Below are 24528 nucleotides of genomic sequence, written 5' to 3' on the forward strand. Positions count from 1 at the left end.
TTAATTATCTTTTTTTACGGAATTAATCATAATAGCATATATTTCAATGATGAAGCCTACAACAATCAGTATAGGAGCTAAACGAATTCTTCGGAAACTGAATATATCATTGTTCCAGTAATTCTTGTCATATACACCGTCAGGTCTTGTATTTGCATCAGGGCCGGTCATTAATATAAGTCCTAAAGCAATAAAAATAATACCGACCAACATATATGTATAATTCTTTTTTCCGAAAAGCAATGTTTTTTTAGATTCGGAATCAGTATTTTTAAGTATATTTTTTTTCATTAAAAAATTAAATTTATGCAAATTTATGAATAATATAAATCATCCAGCTTTAAACGTAGAAATCTCCAGGTAGCAAACCATGTGCTAGCTGTCGTGATTAAAGCACCTAAAACTATTATAAATAAAGATAATAAGATGTAATTGGTATAGTCTACAATAGGAGGTAGAATATTATTTACAACCAGTGCATAATTAACGCCATATAACATAAGTAAGGCTATAATACCCCCTAACAACCCAAAGATAAGAGCCTGAAGTAAGAAAGGTTTCATAATAAATAGCTGTTTCGCTCCAACTAGTTGCATTGTTTTTATAATAAATCGTTTGGCGTAAATTTTTAATCTAATGGAATTATTGATAAGAGAGACGGCTATCAATAAGATAATAATAGCTAAAACAGAAATACCAATAGTCATTTTTCTAACGCCCTTGTTCATTTCAGATAACAAATTGCTATCTGATTTAACTTCATCAACCAAGTTGTTTTTTTGAAGCTGTTTTTTTATGGTTTCAATATGCAGAGAATCAATATATTCGGATTTAAGTGCAACTGTTATGGATGCCGGAAAAATATCTTCTTCAAATAAGTCCTGAGAATCTACTCCCAGGTCTCTTTTTGCTGTCTTAGTAGCATCTTCTTTAGATATATATTTGGCAGATTTTACATAAGGATTTACTTTTACACTGTCCAGATATTGTAACTGTAACTTTTGGTTTTTAACCAGATTTTCCTTGTTCCGATCATTTTTAAAGAAAACCTCAATAACCATTTGTTCTTTTAAATAGTCAATATAAGAATTTGCATTTATAGCTATCATTCCTATGATGCCTATTAAGAATAAAACTAAAGAAATACTAATGACTACAGTTATGTTAGAAGATCGTAATCTTCCTTTGTTAAGTTTATCTGTTTTTGCTGCCATATTTTTTGAAAATATTCGCTAAAGTATAAAATCTTAGTATATTTTGATGTAATTTTGAATATAAATTATTGTTAAAATAAATCTCATAATATTGAAAGTAAAACCAAAAAAACATCTGGGACAGCATTTTTTAAATGATAAGAATATTGCTTCTCGTATAGTTGATTCATTATCATATAAAAATTATTCTACGGTTTTGGAAGTAGGACCGGGTATGGGGGTGTTAACACAATTTTTACTTGACAAAAGTGTAGATGTTTATGCCGCAGAGATTGATCAGGAATCCGTTGAATATTTAGAAATAAATTTCCCTAAACTTAAAAACAACATAGTTGGTGATTTTTTAAAGTTAAATCTGAATGAATTTAATAATGGGCAATTAGCGGTTATAGGTAATTTTCCCTATAACATTTCTTCTCAGATAGTTTTTAAAATTCTTGAAAACAGATCGCATATACCAGAGAGTGTAGGTATGTTTCAAAAAGAAGTTGCCGAACGAATTGTATCCGGTAAGGGAAATAAAATATATGGTATATTGTCAGTTTTAACTCAAGCATATTATGAAGCGGAATATTTGTTTACTGTTCATGAGAATGTGTTTACCCCTCCACCTAAAGTTAAATCAGCTGTAATTCGTCTCAAGCGATTTAGAAATACTATTGAAGACGTAGATGAAGCATTGTTCATTAAAATAGTGAAAGCAGGTTTTAATCAGCGCAGGAAAACCTTAAGAAATGCACTGAAAGTTTTAGAAATTCCAGAAAATCTCAATTCTCATGAATTTATGAGTCTTAGAGCAGAACAATTATCTGTAGATGATTTTATTTTATTGGCCCGTTTATGGCATCAGTAGCAATTAGTTTTAATAAATAAATATTAACATGATAAATAGTATAAATAAATTAATAGGTGCAATAGTAATTGCGTTTTTGGTTTCTTGTCAACCTAGTGAAAAAAAGCACGAAGGCGGATCTGTTAAACTTTCAGATGTAAAAGTAGTGAATGAATTAGATCCGGTTTGTGAAATGTCTACATCAGAACATTTAAAGGATACATTGACTTATCAAGGGAAACTATATGGCTTTTGTAGCGAAAATTGTAAAGAAGAGTTTAAAGCTAATCCTGAAAAATTTTTGAATAAATAAACCTTTTTTCTTAAAAAAACAAAAAAAGCATTCTTTGGCTAAAGAATGCTTTTTTTGTTTTTTGTGTAAAAAATACACAATATTATTTGTTTGTATAAATTTGATTTCGTTAATTTGTTTGTGTAAAAAATACGCAAATATAATTTTAACTTATAGTGTCGACAATAGTAAGGTAAAATTTTTTAGTAACGATTAAAATTTAAATTATGGGAACAGGACATTATTCTTCAAAAACATACCAGGCAGTTACAAACTCTCGCAACTACCAATCCAAATCTGCAGATCAAATATTTTCAGATTCTTTAAAATTAACCATGAATCCAGCTAATCTTAAAAACGGAATAAGGGAATGTAGAGATTCTTTGGATCATCCGGTGAGCATACCAATTATGGTTTTTGTTGATGTGACAGGATCAATGGGAAGAATTCCTTATAATCTTATTCAAAATAACTTTCCGAAAATGATGAATACCTTGGTTTCACATGGTGTTGAAGATGCTCAAATATGTTTCGGTGCTATCGGAGATCATATAACAGATAGTGTACCTCTTCAAATTGGCCAATTTGAGCAAGAAACAACCAAGTTGATAGATGACCTTTCAAATATATATATTGAGGGAGGAGGAGGAGGTCAATGTATGGAATCTTATCCATTAGCATGGTATTTAGCCGGATATCATACATCTACAGATGCTTATGAAAAAAGAGGAGCTAAAGGTTATCTTTTTACCATTGGGGATGAATCCTTCCATTCTCAATACAGCAGCGATTTTATTAAAAGGATGATGGGAACAGCTGAAAGTTTGGGTGACTTTACTGCGGAACAATTGTATGAAAAAGCATCTGAGAAATACCATGTATTTCATGTTCACGTAGAAGATAGAAGTTATGATACTAATTATATTAAAAATGAGTGGATTCAATTGTTGAACGAAAATTTCTTAGTCTTACGTAACAGCAATTCAATAGCAGAACTGATAGGAACAACGGTTTCCGTAATTAACGGAGCAAATATGAATTCCGTATTAAATACTTTAAGTGATCACGCCGCTAAAGATATTTCAAATACGTTAGCAAAGATTCAATCATTTCTTCCAGATAAGAATGACGAAGGCTCTTCTATAATAACACTTTAATTACAAAATATCCGGGGGATTATTATACATAATAAAACCCCGGATGTTATAAAAAAAATAGTATGATACATATAGTTTTAGGAACAGGTTTTGGGGATGAGGGTAAAGGACAGTGTGTCCATTCTCTCTCAGATAAAAATACATTGGTTATTAGATTTTCAGGTGGGCACCAATGTGGGCATACAGTTATTACCGAATCAGGAAAACGACATATATTTTCACAGTTTGGTTCAGGGTCTTTTCGTAATGCATCTACCTATATAAGTGAATTTTGTACTATGTACCCCATAGGATTATTTGAAGAATATAATACTTTAAAAAATAAACTAAGCTCAGAGTTAAAGATGTATGTTCATCCGATGGTAAATATTACTACTCCTTTTGATTTAGCGTATAATAGAACTATCTCAATGATCAATGGTCATGGTACCTGCGGAGTAGGCTTTGGAGCGACACTTGAAAGAAGTGAAGAGTTTTATAATTTATATGCCAATGATTTGTTTACCCCTTACATTTATAATACTAAATTTTCATTAATCGAAAAATATTATAAAGAAAAGGTTAGGAAATTAAATATGAGCTCGCAGATTATTTATGAACAAGAAGTGTGTCATGCAATGGATGGGTGGAAAGAAAGTATAGAGTTTTTTCAGCAATTTTGTAAAATACATGTTTTAAGTGAAATCCATCTCAAGTATAAACACATGGTGTTTGAGGGTTCACAAGGGATTTTATTAGATCAGAATTTTGGCTTTTTTCCTCACGTAACCCGGTCAAATACTACCTCTAAAAATGCTTTGAAAATTATAGGTGAAAATCAGTTTCATAATAAAGAAATTAGCACATGGTACGTTAGTAGATGCTATCAGACAAGGCACGGAAACGGTCCATTCTCAGACAGTGATTCTATAAAACTTAAAAATACCTCAGAAGAGACTAATCAGGCAAATAATTGGCAGGGAAACTTTAGTATATCAAAGTTAGATTTTTCCCTTATTAAACATTCATTAACCTGCGATAAAATATACAATATGAGTAGTAGAAAAAATCTTATTTTCACTTGTATGGATCAGTTGATTGAAAAAGAGTTGTTTATGAAAGAGCTGGGAGATAGCTTATTACAGGATTCAGTCGAAAAAATATATTTTAAAAGTCAGCCAGACTGGTTATAGTCACTAACAATAAATTTATATATTAAAATGAAAACTTACATCAAAAATATATTATCTAGTACTTGGTATCCGGATATATGTAAATCGGAATTAGAATATAAACAATTAGTTAAATTGTTTCATCCGGATTTAAATAAAGACTTGGATTCTCAAAAAATAGTAACACATTTAAATATGTTGAAAAATTTTTATGAAAAAGGAGAAGAATATAATGATGAATCCGGGAAATTTAATACTAATTATAGATTACACAGGTGGAAAGGGGATATTCAATTATTGAAAAAATCAAAAAGTAATTATGATAAACTTATTCATATTGCTAAAACAAATTTTGATAAAGACTCATTTTTACATTTTATGAATTACTTTCCCTCAAATCTGGAGTTTGAAGGAAGCGAATTACAATATATTTCCCAGTATAAATGTATTCCATTAAGCACTGTTATAAAAAAAATTGAGGCAAATGAGAAAGTAAAACATATAAACTGGATTTATTCCCGTATGATTGAAAGTCTTGTTTTATTGGAATCACTGGGAATTACTCATGCCGGTTTTAACCCCGACTCTGTATTCGTTGTTCCAGAAATACATGGAATTAAGATTACAAGTTTTTATCATATGTGTGCCGGTGAGCTTTCAACAATTTCAGCCAAATATAAACTGTTTTATCCTGCTCAGGTATTTAAAACGAAGATTGCAGGTTCTTATATTGATCTGAGTTTGATTAAAAAAACAGCAATTGTTGGATTAGGAGACATGAGTGGCTCAGGAGTAAAACTTCGTTCAGATTCTTTAATAAATCCAACAGTACTTGATTATTTTTTATATCCGGAAGCGAATGCTTTCAACTCCATGAAAAAATGGAGAAAAATACTTGATTCAAATTTTAGTAAAGAATTTGTAGAACTTAAAATATAAAGAAACTAATTGCCTGATTTATATCAGTACTTTTTAAATAGAGTATATCCGGATTTTAATAGAAAGATTCAAAAAAATAATAATTTAATTTTATATAAATTTAAAAATAGATAGAATTATAACAATAAAATTTCTTTGTTATCTCGTTGTGCCTTAGATAAGAATTGGCAATTGATCTTAATACACCAATAAAAAGTAAATATAAAATACGTAATCTAGGATTTTTACAATTAAATTCAAGTTTATTCTCGATTGTAGGTATTTAATGTAAATGTAGTTGAAAACTATAATTTGTAATTTACAGATAAAATGAATTGCATAAATTCGCTAAGCATAATTTAATCATTTTTTAATTAAAATCAACGTGTAGCTTTTTAAGATTTAAAGATGGAAAGATCCGATAATGAATTTTTGGTGCACAACGAATCTGTAGATAAAGCAAAGAAGAACAGTAAAAGATTTAACAGGATCGAGTTTTGCATTTTTCTTTCAGGAATATGTGTTTTTGCACAATTGTATATTTTTCAGCCTATGCTTTCATTAGTCGGAGGAGAGTTTATAGTCTCACCGGCGAAAAGTAGCTGGACAGTATCATCCTCTACAATGGGAATGGCAATTGGCTTGTTTTTCCTAGCATTCAAAGCAGATTCAATATCTAGAAAAAATGTAATGGTATTTTCTCTTATTATTTCCTCATTGTTGACTATTTTATCTGGTTTTGTTTTTAATTTTTCATTATTGATTATTCTGAATTTAATAAAAGGAATAGTTTTAGCGGGTGTTTCCTCAGTAGCATTAGCTTATTTATCAGAAGAGGTGGATATTAAAACATTAGGATTTGCGATAAGTATGTACCTAAGTGGGAATACTACAGGAGGTATGTGCGGTAGGGTAATTGCAGGTCTTTTATCCGGATGGATAGGCTGGAGAGATACAGTGGTTATTATGGGAATTTTTACATTAATTTTAGGAATTCTATTCGCAATTTTATTTCCGGATTCGCGTTTTTTTAATCCAAAAAATACATCCGTAAATGAAAAACTAAAATTAATGAAAAGTTTTCTGAACGATCGAATGATGATTCGTTTATATTTGGTAGCAGGATTGTTAATGGGAAGTTTTATTGCTTTATACAATTACCTGGGTATACATTTAGAAAGACCTCCATTCTCCCTGCCGCATTACCTGATAGCCTTTATTTTCCTAATGTATGTTACAGGCGTTATAGGTTCTATAACTATTGGGAAATGGTCAGATGCACATCCCCCTTACAAGCTGATAAGAATTCCGGGCTCATTAATAATAGTAGGATTATTATTGATGCTACCGAACAATTTAGTATTTATAATCATAGGTTTAGGACTTTTTACCTTTAGTTTTTTTGCTACACATACTTTAGCCAGTCGTATGGTATCACAACATGCCAAAGAAGGGAAAAGTACAGCAACCTCCATATATTGGTTATTTTATTATGTGGGTTCTAGTATTATTGGTACAGGAACAGGTATTATTTATGCGCAGAAAGGTTGGGATTATTTTGTTTTTACCTTATTAGGATTGACTGTTGTTTCATTTCTTCTTTCCATAAAATTGATAAAAAAATCTGCAACACATTAAATAGTTTTATTTTTACTGATTGAGAATAAAAATATTTCATTAATCTATAATTAATTTTTTGTTCAAAAATTAAATCAAAAAGTATAAGATTAAACTGTTGTTTTTTTATTTAAATCTCAATATATGTTAAGAGTTCTTCAGATTAGGTAAATAAAAATTATTTTTTTTCAATCCGTAATAAATATATTCCTAAAAGCAAACCGATGGAGAATAGAACTATAACATAATATGCAGGGGCCAGTACACTTACAAAATTTGTAAGAAGAGAAATTAATAAAGGAGTAAGACCGCCGGCAAAAGCATAGGCAATATTAAATGAAAATGAAACTCCTGAATATCGTATCTCAACCGGAAAACTTCTGACCATATAAAAGGCAAAACAACCTACAACTCCTACGCCCAAACCAGCCAGGCCATAAGTTAGAAAAAGTAGTTCTGGGTGTGAAGACAAAGTAGTATAAAATATATAGGTACTAACAATGCAAAATAAAGAACCCGCAATAAGAGTTTTGCTAAAGCCAATCTTATCTGCAGCTAATCCTGAAAGAATACAGCCTAGGGTAACCCCGGCAATAGCTATGCTGTTTGCTTCTTGAGAAATAATAACAGGAAATTTATATACAGATTGTAAATAACTAGGAGCTAGTAATATCACAACCATTATACCTGCCGATAACACCCAGGTTAAAAGCATACATACTATTACTGAATGTTTATGTTTAGAAATGACCGTTTTAACTGGAACATTTTTATCCAGTTTTTTTCTTTTTGCCATTTCCGAAAATATAGGAGTTTCTTTTAACCATCTCCGGAGGAACATAGAAATTAATCCGAAAATACCACCCAATATGAAAGCAAGCCTCCATCCATAAGATAAAACTTCTGAAGCTGAATAAAAAGTGTTGATCAAAGTAGAAACTAAAGAACCTAAAAGAATACCTAATGTTAAGCCTCCCGTTAAAATTCCACAAGCCAGGCCTATTTTCTGAGTAGGTACGTGTTCCGAAACAAATACCCAGGCACCTGGAATTTCACCACCAACGGCAGCACCCTGACAAATCCGCATAAATAATAGTAAGAATGGAGCTAAAATTCCTGCTGTATGAAAAGGAGGTAAAAAACCGATGAGTAACGTAGGTGCCGACATTAAAAATATACTAAAGGCGAACATTTTTTTTCTACCCAATCGATCTCCGAAATGTGCCATGATAATTCCTCCAAAAGGACGTGCCAAGTAGCCGGCAGCAAAAATCCCATAAGTTTGCACCTGAGAAAGCCACCTCGGTATTTCCGGAGGAAAAAACAGCATTTCAATTTGTTTGGCAAAAAATACATATATAATAAAATCATAAAACTCAAGAGCGCCACCTAGCGCTGATAAACCTAGTATTCTATAGTCTTGGTTTGTTAAGTTTTTTTTTACTCCGGAAATTATCATATGTGTTAAATCTAAGTATTATAATTAATAGAAATGCAAAATTAGCTATTAACAGTAGATAATAGATAAATTAAATAGGTTTTTTATTCAATAGATTAATATATATATTTTAGATTAATTTTAAAAATTAGACCTTAACACTGTTTTTTCTTTAAGTTTTTTCTTTAAATATTAGATAAAAAAAGTGCTGAGGTCAGGTTATTCAATAAAATAATAAACAATAAGTAATATAAAAATCTTACATTTACTGCACATGATAAAAATCATAACTAACTATTAGGGTTAAAGTTATGAAATTAATAAGATGTAATTAAAATGCTGAAAATATTAATAACAAACATAATTGTTATTAATTTTATTTTATCTTGACTTTTTTTTACTCATTTTTGTATTATTTACTATCTTAGGGCGCGAAATAAAATTTTAACTATAATTATAAAATATGAATGTATACGAACTAATTTCTATTGGTGCTTATTTTCTCTTAATGTTAGCGATAGGTTTTTATGCCTATAAAAAAGCAACCAGCAATACCGAGGAGTTCCTTTTGGGAGGAAGAAAAATGGGGGCAGCCGTAACAGCTTTATCAGCTGGGGCAGCCGATATGAGCGGATGGTTATTGATGGGATTGCCAGGAGCTATGTATATGGTAGGTTTATCTGCTTCATGGATAGCTGTAGGTTTGACTATTGGAGCTTTTTTAAATTATATTTTTGTAGCTCCACGCTTACGTGTATATACTGAAGTAGCTAAAAACTCAATTACACTGCCTGTATTTTTTGAAAACCGTTTTAATGATAAGTCTAAAATTCTTAAAATTATTTCTTCCATTTTAATATTGGTATTTTTTACCTTATACACCTCAACGGGAATGGTAGCTGGAGGAAGGTTATTTGAATCTTCATTTGGTATAGATTATAATATAGGACTAATAGTAACCAGCTTGGTTGTAGTAATATATACTTTTTTAGGTGGCTTTCTTGCCGTGAGTCTTACGGATTTTGTTCAGGGAGCTATTATGGTTTTGGCCTTAGTAGTTGTACCAACTGTAGCTATAATAGTTTTAGGCGGACCTATTGAAACTATACATGAAATAGAAGCAAAAGGTCCTGATTATTTAAACTTATTTTCAAATATTTCTGTAGTTGGTATTTTTTCATTATTAGCATGGGGATTAGGTTATTGCGGACAACCGCACATTTTAGTTCGCTTTATGGCTATTGATTCAGTAAAAGATTTGATAAAAGCTACAGGGATAGGGATAGGATGGATGATCTTTACTGTTGGTGGAGCTTTATTAGTAGGATTAATTGGGATTGCTTATATAGGTAAATTTGATTCTGCAGTTATGATTGAATTTGATTCTTCTAAAGAAAAAGCAGAAACTATCTTTATCTATTTTACAAGGGTATTATTTCATCCGTTAATTACAGGGTTTCTCCTCTCTGCCATCTTAGCTGCTGTTATGAGTACAATTTCTTCTCAGCTGTTGGTTACTTCCAGCTCTGTAACTGAAGATATTTATAAAGCATTTATAAATAAAAAGCCATCCGAGAAAGAGGCTCTTTTGGTAAGTCGTCTTGCTGTATTAGGGGTAGCTATTATTGCATTATTATTATCCTTAACACCCAAAGACAGTATTCTTAATCTGGTAGGGAATGCATGGGCTGGTTTTGGTTCAGCATTTGGGCCGGTAATTATTTTATGTTTGTATTGGAAACGAATGACGGTTGCTGGAGCTGTTGCTGGTATGTTATCCGGAGGTATAACAGTATTAGTCTGGACGTATGCAGGATTATATAACAGTACTGGAATTTATGAGATGATACCTGCATTCTCATTATCTTTCCTGATGATTATTATTTTTAGTCTTCTTACAAAAAAACCAGAGCAGGAAGTTATAGATACATTTGATAAAATGAAAAAAGAAATGGACGAAAATTATAGATTATAAGTTTGCTATAGTATTTAAAATATATCGGCCGCAGCAAAATATAAAAAAATCCCTTAATAAAGGGATTTTTTTTGGTATTAAAGTAAATGTGTAAAATTAACGCAAAAAAGTTTTTTCTCATAAATAAAATGTAGTACATTTGTGTATAAATCACGCATATAAAACATGGAAAAAAGAGGCAAGTATATTTATGAATATCCCCGTCCTGCAGTTACCGCAGATTGTGTAATTTTCGGATTTGATGAGGGAGAATTAAAAATCTTACTGATTGAAAGAGCCATCGAGCCATTTTTAGGTAAGTGGGCATTGCCCGGAGGGTTTATTGATATGAATGAGGATGCTGATGATTGTGCCAGAAGAATATTAAAACAAGAAACTTTGTTGGAAAATATTTTTATGGAACAGTTGTATACATTTACAAAAGTTGAGAGAGATCCCAGGTTTAGGGTGATTAGTATTGGGTATTATGCATTAGTTAAGCTATCAGACTATAAGGCAGAAGCTGGTTTATTTACCTCAAAAGTTCAATGGTTTCCGGTTTCTGAAATTCCCGAGTTGGCCTTTGATCATAAAACGATTGTTGACTCTGCAAAAGAAAGGTTAAAAGGTAAAATAAAGTACAAACCTATAGGATTCGAATTATTACCGGAAAAATTCACAATGCCTGATTTACATAAATTATATGAAACAGTTCTTCAAACAGAATTGGATAGAAGAAATTTTCGAAAAAAAATATTGAGTACTCATTTACTTATAGATCAAAATGAGTTAGTGAGTGGCTCTCCCCATAGAGCAGCAAAAGTATATAGCTTTGATAAAAATAAATATGAAGAATTATCTAAAAATGGATTTTATTTTGAAATTTAAAACAATTAAAGATGAAACACACTACCTATAACATACAATGGTTGCTCAATACAGTTGAAAAAAAGGAAAAAGTTAAATATCTTTTCTTTTGGGGACATGCACCTTCAAAAGACGGTACAATAACAAAATCATGTTTCAGCCAGTGGTGGAAAAGTAAATTTATGGTTAACGGAGTTAGCTATGCTTCCGCAGAACACTGGATGATGGCAAAAAAAGCCGAGCTTTTTTATGATAAAGAAATACTTGAAAAAATTCTGATTGCGAAATCTCCGGCTGAAGCTAAAAAGTTAGGAAGAAAAGTTAGAAATTTTGATCCTGTTATATGGGAAAAAAATAGCTTTGATTTAGTTTGTGAAGGAAATTTTTACAAATTTTCTCAACATGAAGAGCTGAAAGAATTTTTAGTGAATACTAAAGATAGAGTATTGGTGGAAGCTAGTTCGGTAGATAAAATATGGGGAATAGGTATGGCGCAGGATAATGATTCAGCTGAAAATCCAAGATTATGGAAGGGAAAGAACCTATTAGGATTTGCCCTTATGGAAGTGAGAGAACGTTTAAAATAATATAAATAGAAAAGCATCAGGTGAAAAATTTAGTTGTATTGACAGGAGCTGGTATCAGCGCGGAAAGTGGGATTAGTACTTACAGAGATCTAGATGGATTATGGGGAAATTATAACCCAAAAGAAGTAGCTTCAATTAAAAGTTGGGAAAGGGAACCGCAAAAAATGTTGGATTTTTATAACTTATGTAGAAATAAATTGAAAGACATACAACCCAACAAGGCACATAAGTTGGTCAAAGATTTAGAAAATACATTGAGTGTTCAAGTTATTACACAAAATGTAGACGATTTACATGAAAAAGCCGGTTCAACAAACGTGCTACACCTTCACGGGAAACTAACAGAAATGAGAAGTGAAAAAAATCCTGATTTAGTGTCAATATTTGATAAAGATTTAGTTATAGGTGATTTAGCATCCGATGGCTTTCAGTTGCGTCCTAACGTAGTCTGGTTTGGTGAAGAAGTACCCATGATTGAAGAGGCAAAGAAAAAAGTTGAAAGTGCTGATATTTTACTTATAGTAGGAACTTCCCTACAGGTCTATCCGGCTGCTTTTCTTGTTTTTTATGCACGAAAAGGTATTCCTGTATATTTGATCGATCCCAATCCTGAAGAAGAAACTTTAGAATCAGTAAATTACATCAGGAAAAGTGCTTCAGAGGGGATGAAGGAATTTTTAGAGCATGTGCTAAAGACAGTTATATAATGATGAATAAGCCAATACATAGTACATTATTTGGAGTTGCTATTGGAGATGCTTTAGGGGTTCCGGTTGAATTTAAAAGCAGGGAGTATTTAAAAGTAAATCCTGTAGTAGATATGATGGGTTTTATGTGTTGGAATCAACCACCAGGAACCTGGTCTGATGATAGTTCCTTAACATTTTGTTTAGCAGATAGCTTAACTTACCGGTATGATTTAAATTCTATTGCCAAACGTTTTGTGAAATGGTATAAATATGGACATTGGGCAGCTCATGGAAAGGTTTTCGATGTAGGTGGAAGCACCCGTAACTCAATTTTGAGACTTATCAAAGGAGAATCACCTAAGTTTTCAGGAAATTTTTTCGAAGAAGATAATGGAAATGGTTCACTAATGAGAATTATTCCTCTGGTATTTTATCTTAAAGATCGGGAAGTAAAAGAAATTTTTAACACAGTAAAAGAAGTTTCAGGTATTACCCATGCACACTTCAGATCGGTTTTTTCATGCTTTATATATGTGCAGTATGCAATAGAGATAGCACAAGGAAAAGACAAAATTCAGGCATATTATGAAATGCAAGATAAAGTAAGTGCTTTTCTGAGCGATAATGAATTTGATACTCAGGAAGTAAAGCTGTTTAATAGGATTCTAAATAACAATATTGCAAATTTAGAAGAAGACAGAATAGGCTCTTCAGGATATGTCTTAGACAGCCTGGAAGCGTCTATTTGGTGTCTTTTAAAAGAGGATACTTTTCAAAGTACGGTTTTAAAAGCAGTAAATTTAGGTGGTGATACGGATACAACGGCTGCAATTGCCGGAGGGCTGGCCGGGTTACTTTACGGATTTGATGCAATACCTCAACACTGGATAAACCGTTTAGCTAGGGCTGAAGATATTAAAAATCTTTGCGATAGGTTGGAAAGAAACATACATAAAATAAAGAAGTAAACTTTTAGAGATAAAGGATGAAAATTAAATGAATTTGAATAATTATGAGATTAAAACTGATGGATAATAAAGAAAAAATTAAAGCTATTAATTATTTAAAAGGAGATGCTACCTCTCCGCAAGCAGGAGGAGTAAAAATTATAGCACATATTTGTAACGATATCGGGGGCTGGGGGAAAGGATTTGTTTTAGCTATATCTAAAAGATGGGCGGAGCCCGAAAAATCCTATTGCCTATGGCATAGAGAAAGAAATAAGAATAATTTCAAGTTAGGAGAGATAGAGCTTATTCAAGTAGAAAAGTATATTTACGTAGCTAATATGATTGGACAAAGAGGTACAAAAACAGGAAGTAATGGAGTACCCATCCGTTACGAAGCAGTAGAATCTTGTCTTACAAAATTAGCTCAACAGGCAAAAGATTTACAAGCCAGTGTACACATGCCTCGTATAGGTTGTGGATTAGCCGGAGGTAAATGGGAAATGATAGAGCCTTTAATTATAAATACTCTGATTAAAATGGACATTAATACATACATATATGATTTCGATTAAAAAAGAAAAAACAAAATATGATGGATGATATAGAAAGAAAGAACATAGGCAAATTTATAAGCCTTATCCTTCGTCACGAACCCAAGAAAATAGATTTAGACTTAGATAGAAACGGGTGGGCGGATGTAGAGGAATTAATACGAAAATCAAGCATACATAAAATCTACTTTACTAAAAAAGAATTAGAACTAATTGTAGAATCTAATGATAAAAAAAGATATTCATTTAATAATGATAAAACCAAAATAAGGGCTAATCAGGGACATTCAATCCCTATAGATATGGAATTTGAACCTGTTGAACCTCCGGAATTTTTATTTCATGGAACGGCAGAACGTTTTTTATCCTCAATTAGAGAACAGGGTATTACTAAAATGAGTAGACAGCATGTACATTTAAGCAGTACTAAAGAAACTGCAAATAAAGTCGGGGCAAGACATGGGAAATCTGTAGTATTAACCATACATTCAGGAAAAATGTATAAAGAAGGTATAATATTTCATAAATCAGTGAATGGGGTTTGGTTAACCGAATATGTACATCCCGTTTATATAGAGGAGAGCAGTAAATAAAACAGGTATTGATATATTGCTCAAATAATTTATTAAATGATAGTATGATATGTTTGTTGTATTTATTTAATAGATAATCAATTGCTTATGATTTTTTATAGTTCTTTATTGAATAATTGTATAGTAAAAGTTGTTTTTATGATGAATAGGTTAGGTTAATTTAAATAAATGCACTAAATTAGACAAGAATTAAAAGATACTTCAGTAAACACTAAATTAAAATCTTTTTTTTAACATAAAAAAACTTTAACAACAATTATAACATGAAAATTAAATTACATTTATTAGGTTTTATTTCCTCTATTACAATTTTGTCAGGTCAGGTAGGTGTAAATACCTTAAATCCGCAGGCTGTTTTACACATAGATGGAGCGAAAGATAACCCCACAGCCGATGTTCCAACAGCAGTTCAGCAATCTAATGATTTTGTGGTTACTTCTGCTGGAAGTGTAGGGATAGGGACAATGACGCCAGATGCGTCTTCTATTTTGGAAATCAATGTGAAAGAACTGGCAAGTGGAAGTAAACGAGGATTTTTAGGTCCGCGGGTATCCTTATCGTCTATTACAGATAAAACAACTATAAACAATCCAGCTTTAGGTCTATTGGTTTTTAATCTGGGCGAAGTATCAACACTGAATTATGTTGGGTACGTTTTCTGGAATGGAACAGAATGGAGAGCTCTGGATGGGCGTTCCCTTTCTGCCGGTACTATTAGTTCCATTGTTTGTAATAAAGTAACTTTAACTCCTACAACCTATACATCAGGTACGGCGTATACTGGCGTTATGGATATTCCTTACACAGGGGGAAACGGAGGTACATATGATGCTCAGACCGTTGGGCCGGTTAATGGATTAACAGCTACTTTAGCTGCAGGTAACTTTGCTACTGGTTCAGGTACCCTAAATTATACAATATCTGGAACTCCAACAGTAACTTCTCCGCAAACAACCACTTTTGAGATATCCATAGGAGGTCAGACCTGTAGTGCCATAGTGGGTGCCGGAGATGGAATTTCTCTGGGAGAGCTTGTATATTATAAAAGTCCTAATATAGATGCGTCCATAGGCGGTGGGGGTGCGAATGGCACTATTGCAACCAATTGGCTTAATAATTTTGCTTCTGATTTACCTATAATCGGAGGAAAAATCAGATTAGACGGCTACTTTACAGATAGTAGTAACGGTGGCCCCGGAACGGTTTCATTCAATCCTCGATTAGTAAATATTTCAAGTTCTCCAGTAAAAATTTGGTTTTCAGCTTTAACTAATGTGGATAGATCTAATGGGGCTAATATAGTGATGGCTGCAAATGGAGGTTGGATAAATTTGGACAATGGTATATATCTTAACTATGGTGTGAATCAATTGACAAGTGATGGAGGCTCAGCCTCCACTACCGATACAGGAAGTACAAGTCAGGAAGTATTAACTATGGACATCTCATTGGATGAGAAATGGTATAGAGTTTATTATTTCCCTAATGTCGATAATAATGATACAGCAGATAATAGTGATAATTTTAGACGTATATATATATCCATTCAAAGATTATATTGATAAATAAATTTAATTTTAAAATAATAAAATAAAATTCTTAAATATGTATAAATGCCTGATTATAAAAAATCAGGCATTTGTAATTAGGTTCAGCTTATTTATAAAATAAAAAAATTCATCATTTTAATCATAAATAACACGATATATTATTCATTAGTTACTTGGGAATGACTTTCAGTTTAAGATAAATATAATGTAAAAACATATTGAAAAATTTAGCTGAATTGATACTTTATTCAAGAATTAATGTTAAAAAAATGAAAAAAATGTTTATCCGGTATTTTTTATTTGTTTTCTGATTGTAAAAAAATTTATTCAAACAGAATGAATATGCGTTAAATTTCTCAATAACAGTCGTTTCTGTTTTTTAATACTTTTAATTTTTTTTAAAATTGCAGAATTAATATTTGAAAAAAATGATGAAAATTGAGAACATTTTAAAGCTAACTATTATCTTTTTTACACCTTTATGGTTATCCTCACTTTATGCACAAGTAACTATAGGGATGGATGAAATTCCTGAATCAGGTGCACTACTACAGATTAAAGAGCTTAAGACCTCAGGAAGTGAAGCAAATTCCAGTAAAGGGATTTTACTTCCCAGAGTCAATTTAGTTTCTAGGACTTCATTAGTTCCTACTTTAAAAGCTTCTGAAGAAAATGAAGGAGAAAAACAAAAGCATACAGGGCTGGTTGTTTTTAATGTGAATGTTGTACCCAATCCAGATGCGTCCTTAGCATTAGAGGAAGGTGTTTATATTTGGGATGGAACCCAGTGGAAAGCCGGTAAAAAAAAGAATAACGGACAGACAACTAATTTTATAGTTCCTGTCTTTGCTTCGGTTTATTATGTAGATACTCAGCAAGCTCAAATAAAAGCTACTGTTTCTTCCAATGCCGAATGGGTTGCAAGTGTAACCGATGACCCCAATAATTTAATTTCATTAATTACAACATCTGGTCCAAGTGGGAAAACTGAGTTCCTATTTAATCTAGCAGGAATAAATCCTGCAAAAGATTTAAATAGCAGTGCTACTATAACTTTTACAAGTGTTACGAACCCACAAGTAGTAGAAACAATTACTTTTGATTTAAAACAAACAGCTAACGGCTATTATTTTCCAGAGCTAAATGTTGTATTTGGCGGAGGGCCTCAGGCTAGTTCACAATCTGGTGCTACAACATATTGTGCAAATCTTAGTCCCGCAGGAACTTGGCGTGTTCCTAACTTATATGAGCTCGCATCTGCTTTTGCAATAATTAAAATGAATGGTAATGCTCCAGTAGCTAATTATGGATTTGTTTCAGGAAATTATTATTGGTCATCAACCAAATATAATACTTCCTTTGGTAGAACGGTTTTATTTTCAGATGGTGTTACTACTTCTGATCAAAATGCGGGTGCTCAGGCAGTTTTTAATAGCAATACTCCTTATAGGGTAATATGCGTAAAACCTATACAATAGACAACTGATAATTATACTTCTCAAAAGGCAATTATTCATTTGAATAATTGCCTTTTTATTTTTTATCTTGCATCAACTTGTCGCAATGAAGGTTTAATATGTGTAAAAGATAGTAAATGAATAGTATAAATTTAATTGAACGTTTGAGAGGCAGCCTGATAGCTGGTACTATAGGAGATTGTATAGGAAACAGATATGAGGGGTCTGAACCTGGAGATATAATTGAATGGGATTTTAATTGGCAAATTTCCGATGACACTCAAATGACTTTGGCAACCTGTGAAGCAATATATGATAAAAAGATAATCAAGCCCGAAGAGGTAGCAAATTCTTTTTTAAACTGGTATAATAAAGGGCGGATAACGGGTGTGGGTTCTGCTACATTGAAAGCTTTACGTGAACTTCAGGTGGGAGGACATTGGGCTTTAGTTGGAAGGTCAGGTGAATTTGCAGCAGGAAACGGAGCTGCAATGAGAATAGCTCCCCTCGCATTTAAAAATGTTTCAGAAAATTTCATCATAAAAGATATTTGTAATATAACACATAAAAATGATGAAGCATATATTGGTGCGCTAGCTGTTTACTATGCTATAAAATATGCTATTGGAGGTAAATGGTGTGGATATTCCGACTTAATAGAAAAGATTATTCCTTTATTACCAGATACTTTAATAAGAGATAAATTACTTGAATTTCAAAAGTTTAAAAATGAACCTTTACAATATTTAAAAACTGTGCCACGACCTACAGGGTATGTTGTAGATTCCGTTCCAGTTGCTTTATTTGCTGCTCAGAAAATACATGAGTCTTCTTTAGAAGAAATAATTTTAAATTTAACAGCCTTAGGCGGAGATACTGATACTGTTTGTTCCATCTGTTCGCAAATTATCGGAGCATTAAAAGGAACTAATGGTATACCAGAACACTGGATAGAAAAATATAAAAGACTATACGCAAGTGAAATTATTGAAAATCTAGTTTGTAATTGGAAATTTTAGTTTTATTAATTCAATATTTTATTAGAAAATAATCACTTTAATTAGAGAAGCTAGTCAGTCTTTACTTTATTGATATTTTTTATAATGAAACATTCAGTGTATTTCCTTTTAGGCTCTTTATATAAGGTAATAAGAAATTATATAACTTGATAATTTTTTGTATATCCTGATGGTATTTTTATAAATTTCTTTAGCTACTTTTAAATACTCTCAAAAATAATGTTGTAAGTCTCTTTGCATAATATTGAGATAAATCAAAAAAAAGAATTATATTTGCGTAAATATTACACAATACGATATGGGAATACAGATTATAAAAGGTGATATAACGCGAATAAATGTTGATGCAATTGTGAATGCAGCCAATTCTTCGCTGTTAGGTGGTGGTGGAGTTGATGGTGCTATACATAGGGCAGGAGGAAAGCAAATTTTAGAAGAATGCCAAAAAATCAGGGCAAGACAAGGTAAATGCAATACAGGAGAAGCTGTTTATACAGCCGCAGGTTGCCTTCCTGCTCGCTATGTTATTCATACAGTAGGACCGGTTTGGAATGGAGGAAATAAAAATGAAAAAGATTTGTTAAGGCAATGTTATATAAATTCACTTAGAATCGCTGATAAATTAGAGCTTAAATCAGTTGCCTTCCCAAATATAAGCACCGGAATATATCACTTTCCTAAAAATGAAGCTTCTGAAATAGCAATTAATACTGTGCAATATTTTTTTAAAAAAGAAAATAAATATATTGAAACAATCCTGTTTGTTTGTTATGACGAGGAAAATGAACAACTGTACAAAAACAAATTAAGATGAAAGGAAAAATAAAGATAAAGACAGGACAGCAGGCATTGAAAATTATAGATGAAGGGCATTATACCTTAGAGAACAAAATAATTGATATTAAAGAGAAAATCAGATTATCTGTAGATGCATCCATTTTATATACGCCGGAATCTTTTTCAAAATTTAAAAATGATTTCGAAAGGAGTATTTGCGAAAAAAAATATTCTACTAAAATATCAGTAGTTAATAAAACTACACAGCAGGCAATTGAAGATTTAATTGATAAGAATATGAAAATTGCTGCTCTGAATTTTGCATCCGCAAAAAATCCAGGTGGAGGATTTTTAGGAAATGCAAAAGCTCAGGAAGAAAGCTTAACAAGAGCATCTACTTTGTATCCTACATTGACTAAATATTATAAAGAAATGTATGAGTTTAACCGGAGCAGGAAAACCTACTTATATTCAGATTACATGATCTACAGCCCCGAAGTTATATTTTTTAAAGATAGTGATGAATATCTATTGCAAGATCCTTATTTTGCAGATATACTTACCAGTCCGGCAGTTAATCTGGGCGCAGCAGCAAAGAATAACCCGGGAGAATTAAAATATGCAGAACAAACCATGAGAGAGCGACTGGATAAAATATTATCTGTTTTTGTAGTAAACAGAGCAGATGCTATTGTATTGGGCGCTTGGGGCTGTGGCGTATTTCGGAATAATCCGGAAGATGTAGCCCGTTATTTCTGTAATTACGTTAAGGAAGGAGGAAAATATTCTCAATGTTTTAAAAAAATAATATTTGCTGTTTACGACAGAAGTAAATCACAAGAAAACATTTCTGCCTTCCAAAAAATACTGGAATAACAAACAGATAAATACCCTCAGTTTATTTTTTTATAAAGTTTTATATATAAGCAGTAATAGTAATAATTAAATGGTTACTACTATTTATTTAGCCAGTTATAAACTTTATCCGATAAAACAGATTCTTTAGGATGAATAACTTCTACCAATTGACCATTTTCATCAATTAAGTATTTTTGAAAGTTCCATTCAACTTCAGAATCTAATTTTCCGTTCTCCTTCTTTTGGGTTAACCATTGATAAAGGGGAGCCATATCGGATCCTTTAACTGATATTTTTGACATCATAGGAAAAGTTACACCGTAATTCAAAGTGCAAAATTTCTTAATATCTTCATTTGTACCAGGTTCCTGTTCTAAGAAATTATTAGCAGGAAAACCTAAAATCACAAAGTTTTTTTCCTTATAATCTTGGTAAAGCTTTTCCAGATCAGCATATTGAGGTGTGTTTCCACATTTCGAAGCCACATTGACTATCATCACTTTTTTACCTTTTAGTTCAGACAAATCAAAAATTTTCCCATTAATATCATTAACTTTAAAATCATATAAAGATTTTGATATAGGCGTTGCCGTCTGATTGTCAGAAGATTTATTTTTTTGAGTACAGCTTATGTATAAAACAGATGCTAGAATAGAAACGGTAATTAATAATTTAATTTTCATTTTTAAGTTCTTTATTACAAAGGTAAGCACTTTATCCTTTTAATAGTTAATTAGTTCTGATTAGTTTAGAAGTTTTTTAAATTTATAAAGTAATAAATAGGATAGTAAAATAGCTAAAGGATAAAGTGTGTCTAACAAATAAGTAGTATTTTTGTAAATTCAATGATTATGATTATGAAAGAACAAGCGCTTATTGGGATTATCAGGCAATTATGTATATATATTCTGGTCGTTGTATGTTCAATAAACATACAGGCTCAGCAAAAAAATAAAATATTTGGATCCTCTGTGCCGGAGTTCGGAGAGGATCCGCAAACAGGCTATATTCGATGTGCAACCGTTGAATATGAAAAGTACTTGCAAAACAAAGAAGACAAACGGTTGTCTGATTCAGAATTTGAAAAGTGGATAGCTCCAAAAGCTAAAAATATGAAGCGATTATTATCTACTGGTAAAACAGACGGAGAAGTTTTTATTATACCTGTAGTAGTTCATGTGGTTCATAATGGTACTGTAGTAGGAGAAGGAGCAAATATTTCTGATGAACGGGTAATTTCTCAAATCACTGTGTTAAATCAGGATTACAGGAAAATGCTGAACACACGAGGGTATAATGATAATCCGGTAGGAGCAGATATGGAAATTGAATTTCGTCTGGCAAAAGTAGATCCTTACGGTAAAGAAACTAATGGTATTAACAGAGTACAGATTCCCGGATATGTTTGGAATTCAAGTAATATTGAAAATGTTTTAAAGCCAAGAACCCAATGGGACCCTGAAAAATATTTCAATATCTGGGTTTGTGAGTTTGGAGGTGATTTGGACAGAACTTTAGGATATGCACAGTTTCCTGCAAATTCAGGATTACAAGGAATGGAAGCTCCATTTACAGCTAATACTGACGGAGTAATTATTCGTTGGTCCGCTTTTGGAACTTCGGATATAGTTTCCGGAAGTTACAGTTCACCCTATGACAAGGGGCGTACCTTAACCCACGAAATTGGTCATGCATTAGGGTTAAGACATATCTGGGGAGATAATTCTTCTTGTATAGTCGATGAAACCGATAGTTATAATGACTATTGTTTAGATACTCCGGCATCATCTCAGGCAAACTATTATTGCACTCAAATAGTAGATTCTTGTCCGTCTGATCCGGGAAACGATATGACCGAAAATTACATGGATTATACCAATGATACCTGTATGAACACATTTACGGAAGATCAAAAAGCAAGAATTCTTACTGTTTTAACCAATTCTCCTAGAAGAGTAAATCTTACCAAATCCGAAGTATGGAAAAGTGGAACAGAAACAAATGATACTCATGAAGACATTTATATTTACCCTAATCCGGCAAAAGAAAATTTAGAAGTGAGAATTCCGGATGCTGAAGAAACAGCTTTAAGCTATAAAATATATAATAGCGTAGGTCAAATCATGGCAAAAAATGAAGAAGTTAATGCAAAATCCGGTTTTAGAATAATTACCAGCAGTTTTGAGCCTGGAATTTATGTTTTAAAGCTTTCAACAGATAAAAGGAATAAAAAAATAAGATTTATGGTTATTAGATAAAACGAAATAAAAAAAGTAACTTTTTGTTAAAGTTAATATCCTAAAAAAAATGATCTGATTATATACTAATCAGATCATTTTTTTTTATAAATAGCTAACAAAGATTAATTTAACTTTTGTTTATAAAATAGGTATTTTTTTATTGATATTGTTGTATATTTGGTTGCTAAGTATAATACTTTTCAAGTAATATTATATTATATATAAATTATAATTAATAATCGTTCTAAAATAAAAAAATATGAAACATAAATTTACTGCTGAAGTTAAAAAGATCTTTATTGTTGCAAGCAGTTTTGTTTTTTTGTATGGTAATGCACAAAATCATACTATCGATCAAGATGAAAAAAATGATGTAAACAAAAATAATCCTGAGCCTAGAATTAGTTTTTGTGGTAATGAGGAATACGAAAAGTATTTAGAAGAAAAATACAATTATAAACCCTCTGTAAAAAAATTCGAAGAATGGTTGGCTCCAAAAGTTCTTAATACAAAATTAAAATTAAAATCAGCTCGATATAAGGACGAAGTAAAGATCATACCTGTGATTGTTCACGTAGTGGCACCAGAACATGAAAAGATAGGAGAAGGAGGTAATCTTTCTGATGAAAGGATTAATTCCCAGATTGAGGTGTTGAATCAGGATTTTAGAAGAATGCCGGGATCTCGTGGATTTAACACTAATCCTATAGGTGTAGATACAGGTATTGAATTTCGGTTAGCAAAAATAGATCCGAATGGAAATCCTACCAATGGTATCAATCGAATTCCTTTAGTAGGAAAATATTTAAACAAGCAACAAATAGAAGAAACTATAAAACCTCAAACACAATGGGATCCTGAAAAATATATGAATATCTGGGTGATTTATATTATTCCTCAGTATGTCTCGGCTCCCATTGGATATTCCTCCTTTCCACATGCTTCGGGCCTGGATGGTCTTGAGGATCTTAAAGGTATTGAATTTATTGCAAACAGAGACGGAGTAGTTATTAATCCGGAAGCTTTTGGTTCATCAGATACAGTTGAAGGAAATTATCGTGAAAGATTAGACAAGGGACGTACTTTAACCCATGAAACGGGACATTTTTTAGGATTAAGACATATTTGGGGAGATAATGAATCTTGTGAGCTGGATGAAAAGGATAGTCATAATGACTATTGTTTAGATACTCCGGCAGCATCTCATGCAAACTGGGAGTGTGATCAGATTGTAGATTCATGTCCGTTGGCTCCCGGAAATGATATGACAGAAAATTATATGGATTATAGCTATGATGCCTGTACGAATACATTTACGGAAGATCAAAAAGCAAGAATGTTGACTGTTTTAGCTAATTCACCCAGAAGAGCCTCTCTTCTGACATCCAAGGTGTGGTTAGATGTTAATGATACGGAAGTAAAAGATACCTCTGGTGATATACTTATATATCCTAATCCGGCGAAAGATAAATTTGAGGTTGTTATTTCTCAAGAAAATGAAACGGTTAAAACGTATGAGATATTTACCGGTTTAGGGCAATTAATTAAAAAAGAAGAAGTAAATGCATCTACTCGCTTCACCGTCAATACGTCTTCTTTTTCACCAGGTCTTTATTTTATCAAATTATCAACTAATAAAAAAACAAAAAAGATTAAATTCATAATAGTTAAATAAAAAGTAGTACCTTTAATTAAATTATCAACTATTAAACTATCTGTCTGGTGGACAAAATTATATTTTATTTTTCATGAGGGTATAATATTTTTATATAGGTATACAGAGAGAAAAAAATATTCTTTTTATAATTTTGCACTCA

24 protein-coding genes are annotated in these 24528 nt (G+C 31.8%); 20 read left to right on the plus strand and 4 right to left on the minus strand.

Features of this window, described 5'->3' with window-relative positions:
- Both EOV51_RS06045 and EOV51_RS06050 read right to left on the minus strand, forming a co-directional pair.
- Positions 1 to 291, minus strand: a complete 291-nt coding sequence (locus EOV51_RS06045; RefSeq protein WP_128150907.1) for a DUF3098 domain-containing protein — start codon at positions 289 to 291, stop codon at positions 1 to 3.
- A gap of 23 nt (positions 292 to 314) precedes the next feature.
- Complete coding sequence (locus EOV51_RS06050) at positions 315 to 1214, minus strand: cell division protein FtsX (RefSeq protein WP_128150909.1); 900 nt, start codon at positions 1212 to 1214, stop codon at positions 315 to 317.
- A gap of 91 nt (positions 1215 to 1305) precedes the next feature.
- Between EOV51_RS06050 and rsmA the strand changes: the two genes are divergently transcribed.
- The 6 genes from rsmA (at position 1306) to EOV51_RS06080 (ending at position 7202) form a co-directional block, all read left to right on the plus strand.
- The gene (gene rsmA, locus EOV51_RS06055) at positions 1306 to 2067 is read left to right on the plus strand and encodes a 16S rRNA (adenine(1518)-N(6)/adenine(1519)-N(6))-dimethyltransferase RsmA (protein WP_128150911.1); all 762 of its coding nucleotides are present in this window, start codon (positions 1306 to 1308) and stop codon (positions 2065 to 2067) included.
- 28 nt (positions 2068 to 2095) lie between these two features.
- On the plus strand, positions 2096 to 2359 hold the full coding sequence (locus tag EOV51_RS06060; protein ID WP_128150913.1) for a YHS domain-containing protein: 264 nt from the start codon (positions 2096 to 2098) through the stop codon (positions 2357 to 2359).
- A gap of 206 nt (positions 2360 to 2565) precedes the next feature.
- Positions 2566 to 3495: a hypothetical protein gene (locus EOV51_RS06065; protein WP_128150915.1), complete on the plus strand. Its 930-nt coding sequence runs from the start codon at positions 2566 to 2568 to the stop codon at positions 3493 to 3495.
- 62 nt (positions 3496 to 3557) lie between these two features.
- Entirely contained in the window at positions 3558 to 4667 is a 1110-nt protein-coding gene (locus EOV51_RS06070; protein WP_128150917.1) for an adenylosuccinate synthetase, read from the plus strand.
- A 27-nt stretch (positions 4668 to 4694) separates the two neighbouring features.
- On the plus strand, positions 4695 to 5585 hold the full coding sequence (locus EOV51_RS06075; protein WP_128150919.1) for a hypothetical protein: 891 nt from the start codon (positions 4695 to 4697) through the stop codon (positions 5583 to 5585).
- A 387-nt stretch (positions 5586 to 5972) separates the two neighbouring features.
- Positions 5973 to 7202 carry an MFS transporter gene (locus tag EOV51_RS06080; protein ID WP_128150921.1) on the plus strand — a complete coding sequence of 410 codons (1230 nt, stop codon included), beginning with the start codon at positions 5973 to 5975 and terminating at the stop codon, positions 7200 to 7202.
- 157 nt (positions 7203 to 7359) lie between these two features.
- Here the strand turns inward: EOV51_RS06080 and EOV51_RS06085 are convergent, their stop codons facing one another.
- Positions 7360 to 8640 carry an MFS transporter gene (locus EOV51_RS06085; protein ID WP_128150923.1) on the minus strand — a complete coding sequence of 427 codons (1281 nt, stop codon included), beginning with the start codon at positions 8638 to 8640 and terminating at the stop codon, positions 7360 to 7362.
- A gap of 442 nt (positions 8641 to 9082) precedes the next feature.
- Here EOV51_RS06085 and putP point away from each other — a divergent pair, with 442 nt between their 5' ends.
- The 12 genes from putP to EOV51_RS06145 all read left to right on the plus strand — a co-directional run bounded on the left by putP (position 9083) and on the right by EOV51_RS06145 (position 20489).
- The gene (putP, locus tag EOV51_RS06090; RefSeq protein ID WP_128150925.1) at positions 9083 to 10594 is read left to right on the plus strand and encodes a sodium/proline symporter PutP; all 1512 of its coding nucleotides are present in this window, start codon (positions 9083 to 9085) and stop codon (positions 10592 to 10594) included.
- A gap of 165 nt (positions 10595 to 10759) precedes the next feature.
- Positions 10760 to 11461 carry an NUDIX hydrolase gene (locus EOV51_RS06095; protein ID WP_128150927.1) on the plus strand — a complete coding sequence of 234 codons (702 nt, stop codon included), beginning with the start codon at positions 10760 to 10762 and terminating at the stop codon, positions 11459 to 11461.
- A gap of 11 nt (positions 11462 to 11472) precedes the next feature.
- Positions 11473 to 12027: an NADAR family protein gene (locus tag EOV51_RS06100; RefSeq protein ID WP_181951014.1), complete on the plus strand. Its 555-nt coding sequence runs from the start codon at positions 11473 to 11475 to the stop codon at positions 12025 to 12027.
- 20 nt (positions 12028 to 12047) lie between these two features.
- Positions 12048 to 12734 (plus strand): SIR2 family NAD-dependent protein deacylase, encoded by a 687-nt coding sequence (locus tag EOV51_RS06105; protein ID WP_128150929.1) that lies wholly within the window; start codon positions 12048 to 12050, stop codon positions 12732 to 12734.
- Positions 12734 to 13684 (plus strand): ADP-ribosylglycohydrolase family protein, encoded by a 951-nt coding sequence (locus EOV51_RS06110; protein WP_317126980.1) that lies wholly within the window; start codon positions 12734 to 12736, stop codon positions 13682 to 13684. The genes EOV51_RS06105 and EOV51_RS06110 overlap by 1 nt, the downstream gene beginning before the upstream one ends.
- 44 nt (positions 13685 to 13728) lie before the next feature.
- On the plus strand, positions 13729 to 14238 hold the full coding sequence (locus EOV51_RS06115; protein WP_228427743.1) for a macro domain-containing protein: 510 nt from the start codon (positions 13729 to 13731) through the stop codon (positions 14236 to 14238).
- A 20-nt stretch (positions 14239 to 14258) separates the two neighbouring features.
- Positions 14259 to 14810: an RNA 2'-phosphotransferase gene (locus EOV51_RS06120; RefSeq protein ID WP_128153303.1), complete on the plus strand. Its 552-nt coding sequence runs from the start codon at positions 14259 to 14261 to the stop codon at positions 14808 to 14810.
- A 263-nt stretch (positions 14811 to 15073) separates the two neighbouring features.
- Entirely contained in the window at positions 15074 to 16372 is a 1299-nt protein-coding gene (locus tag EOV51_RS06125) for a hypothetical protein (RefSeq protein ID WP_128150933.1), read from the plus strand.
- Positions 16373 to 16788: 416 nt separating this feature from the next.
- Positions 16789 to 17838, plus strand: a complete 1050-nt coding sequence (locus EOV51_RS06130; RefSeq protein ID WP_128150936.1) for a DUF1566 domain-containing protein — start codon at positions 16789 to 16791, stop codon at positions 17836 to 17838.
- A 116-nt stretch (positions 17839 to 17954) separates the two neighbouring features.
- Positions 17955 to 18836, plus strand: a complete 882-nt coding sequence (locus tag EOV51_RS06135; RefSeq protein WP_128150938.1) for an ADP-ribosylglycohydrolase family protein — start codon at positions 17955 to 17957, stop codon at positions 18834 to 18836.
- A 298-nt stretch (positions 18837 to 19134) separates the two neighbouring features.
- The gene (locus EOV51_RS06140; protein ID WP_128150940.1) at positions 19135 to 19650 is read left to right on the plus strand and encodes an O-acetyl-ADP-ribose deacetylase; all 516 of its coding nucleotides are present in this window, start codon (positions 19135 to 19137) and stop codon (positions 19648 to 19650) included.
- Complete coding sequence (locus EOV51_RS06145; RefSeq protein WP_128150942.1) at positions 19647 to 20489, plus strand: TIGR02452 family protein; 843 nt, start codon at positions 19647 to 19649, stop codon at positions 20487 to 20489. The genes EOV51_RS06140 and EOV51_RS06145 overlap by 4 nt, the downstream gene beginning before the upstream one ends.
- A gap of 80 nt (positions 20490 to 20569) precedes the next feature.
- On the opposite strand, the gene EOV51_RS06150 is transcribed toward EOV51_RS06145, so the two are convergent.
- Entirely contained in the window at positions 20570 to 21154 is a 585-nt protein-coding gene (locus EOV51_RS06150; RefSeq protein ID WP_128150944.1) for a glutathione peroxidase, read from the minus strand.
- A gap of 174 nt (positions 21155 to 21328) precedes the next feature.
- On the opposite strand from EOV51_RS06150, the gene EOV51_RS06155 reads away from it, so the two are divergent.
- Both EOV51_RS06155 and EOV51_RS06160 read left to right on the plus strand, forming a co-directional pair.
- Entirely contained in the window at positions 21329 to 22729 is a 1401-nt protein-coding gene (locus EOV51_RS06155; protein WP_164875252.1) for a M43 family zinc metalloprotease, read from the plus strand.
- A gap of 241 nt (positions 22730 to 22970) precedes the next feature.
- Complete coding sequence (locus EOV51_RS06160; protein WP_128150948.1) at positions 22971 to 24386, plus strand: M43 family zinc metalloprotease; 1416 nt, start codon at positions 22971 to 22973, stop codon at positions 24384 to 24386.
- The last annotated feature ends 142 nt before the right edge of the window (positions 24387 to 24528 follow it).

It is taken from the genome of Apibacter raozihei (assembly GCF_004014855.1).
Lineage (GTDB): Bacteria > Bacteroidota > Bacteroidia > Flavobacteriales > Weeksellaceae > Apibacter > Apibacter raozihei.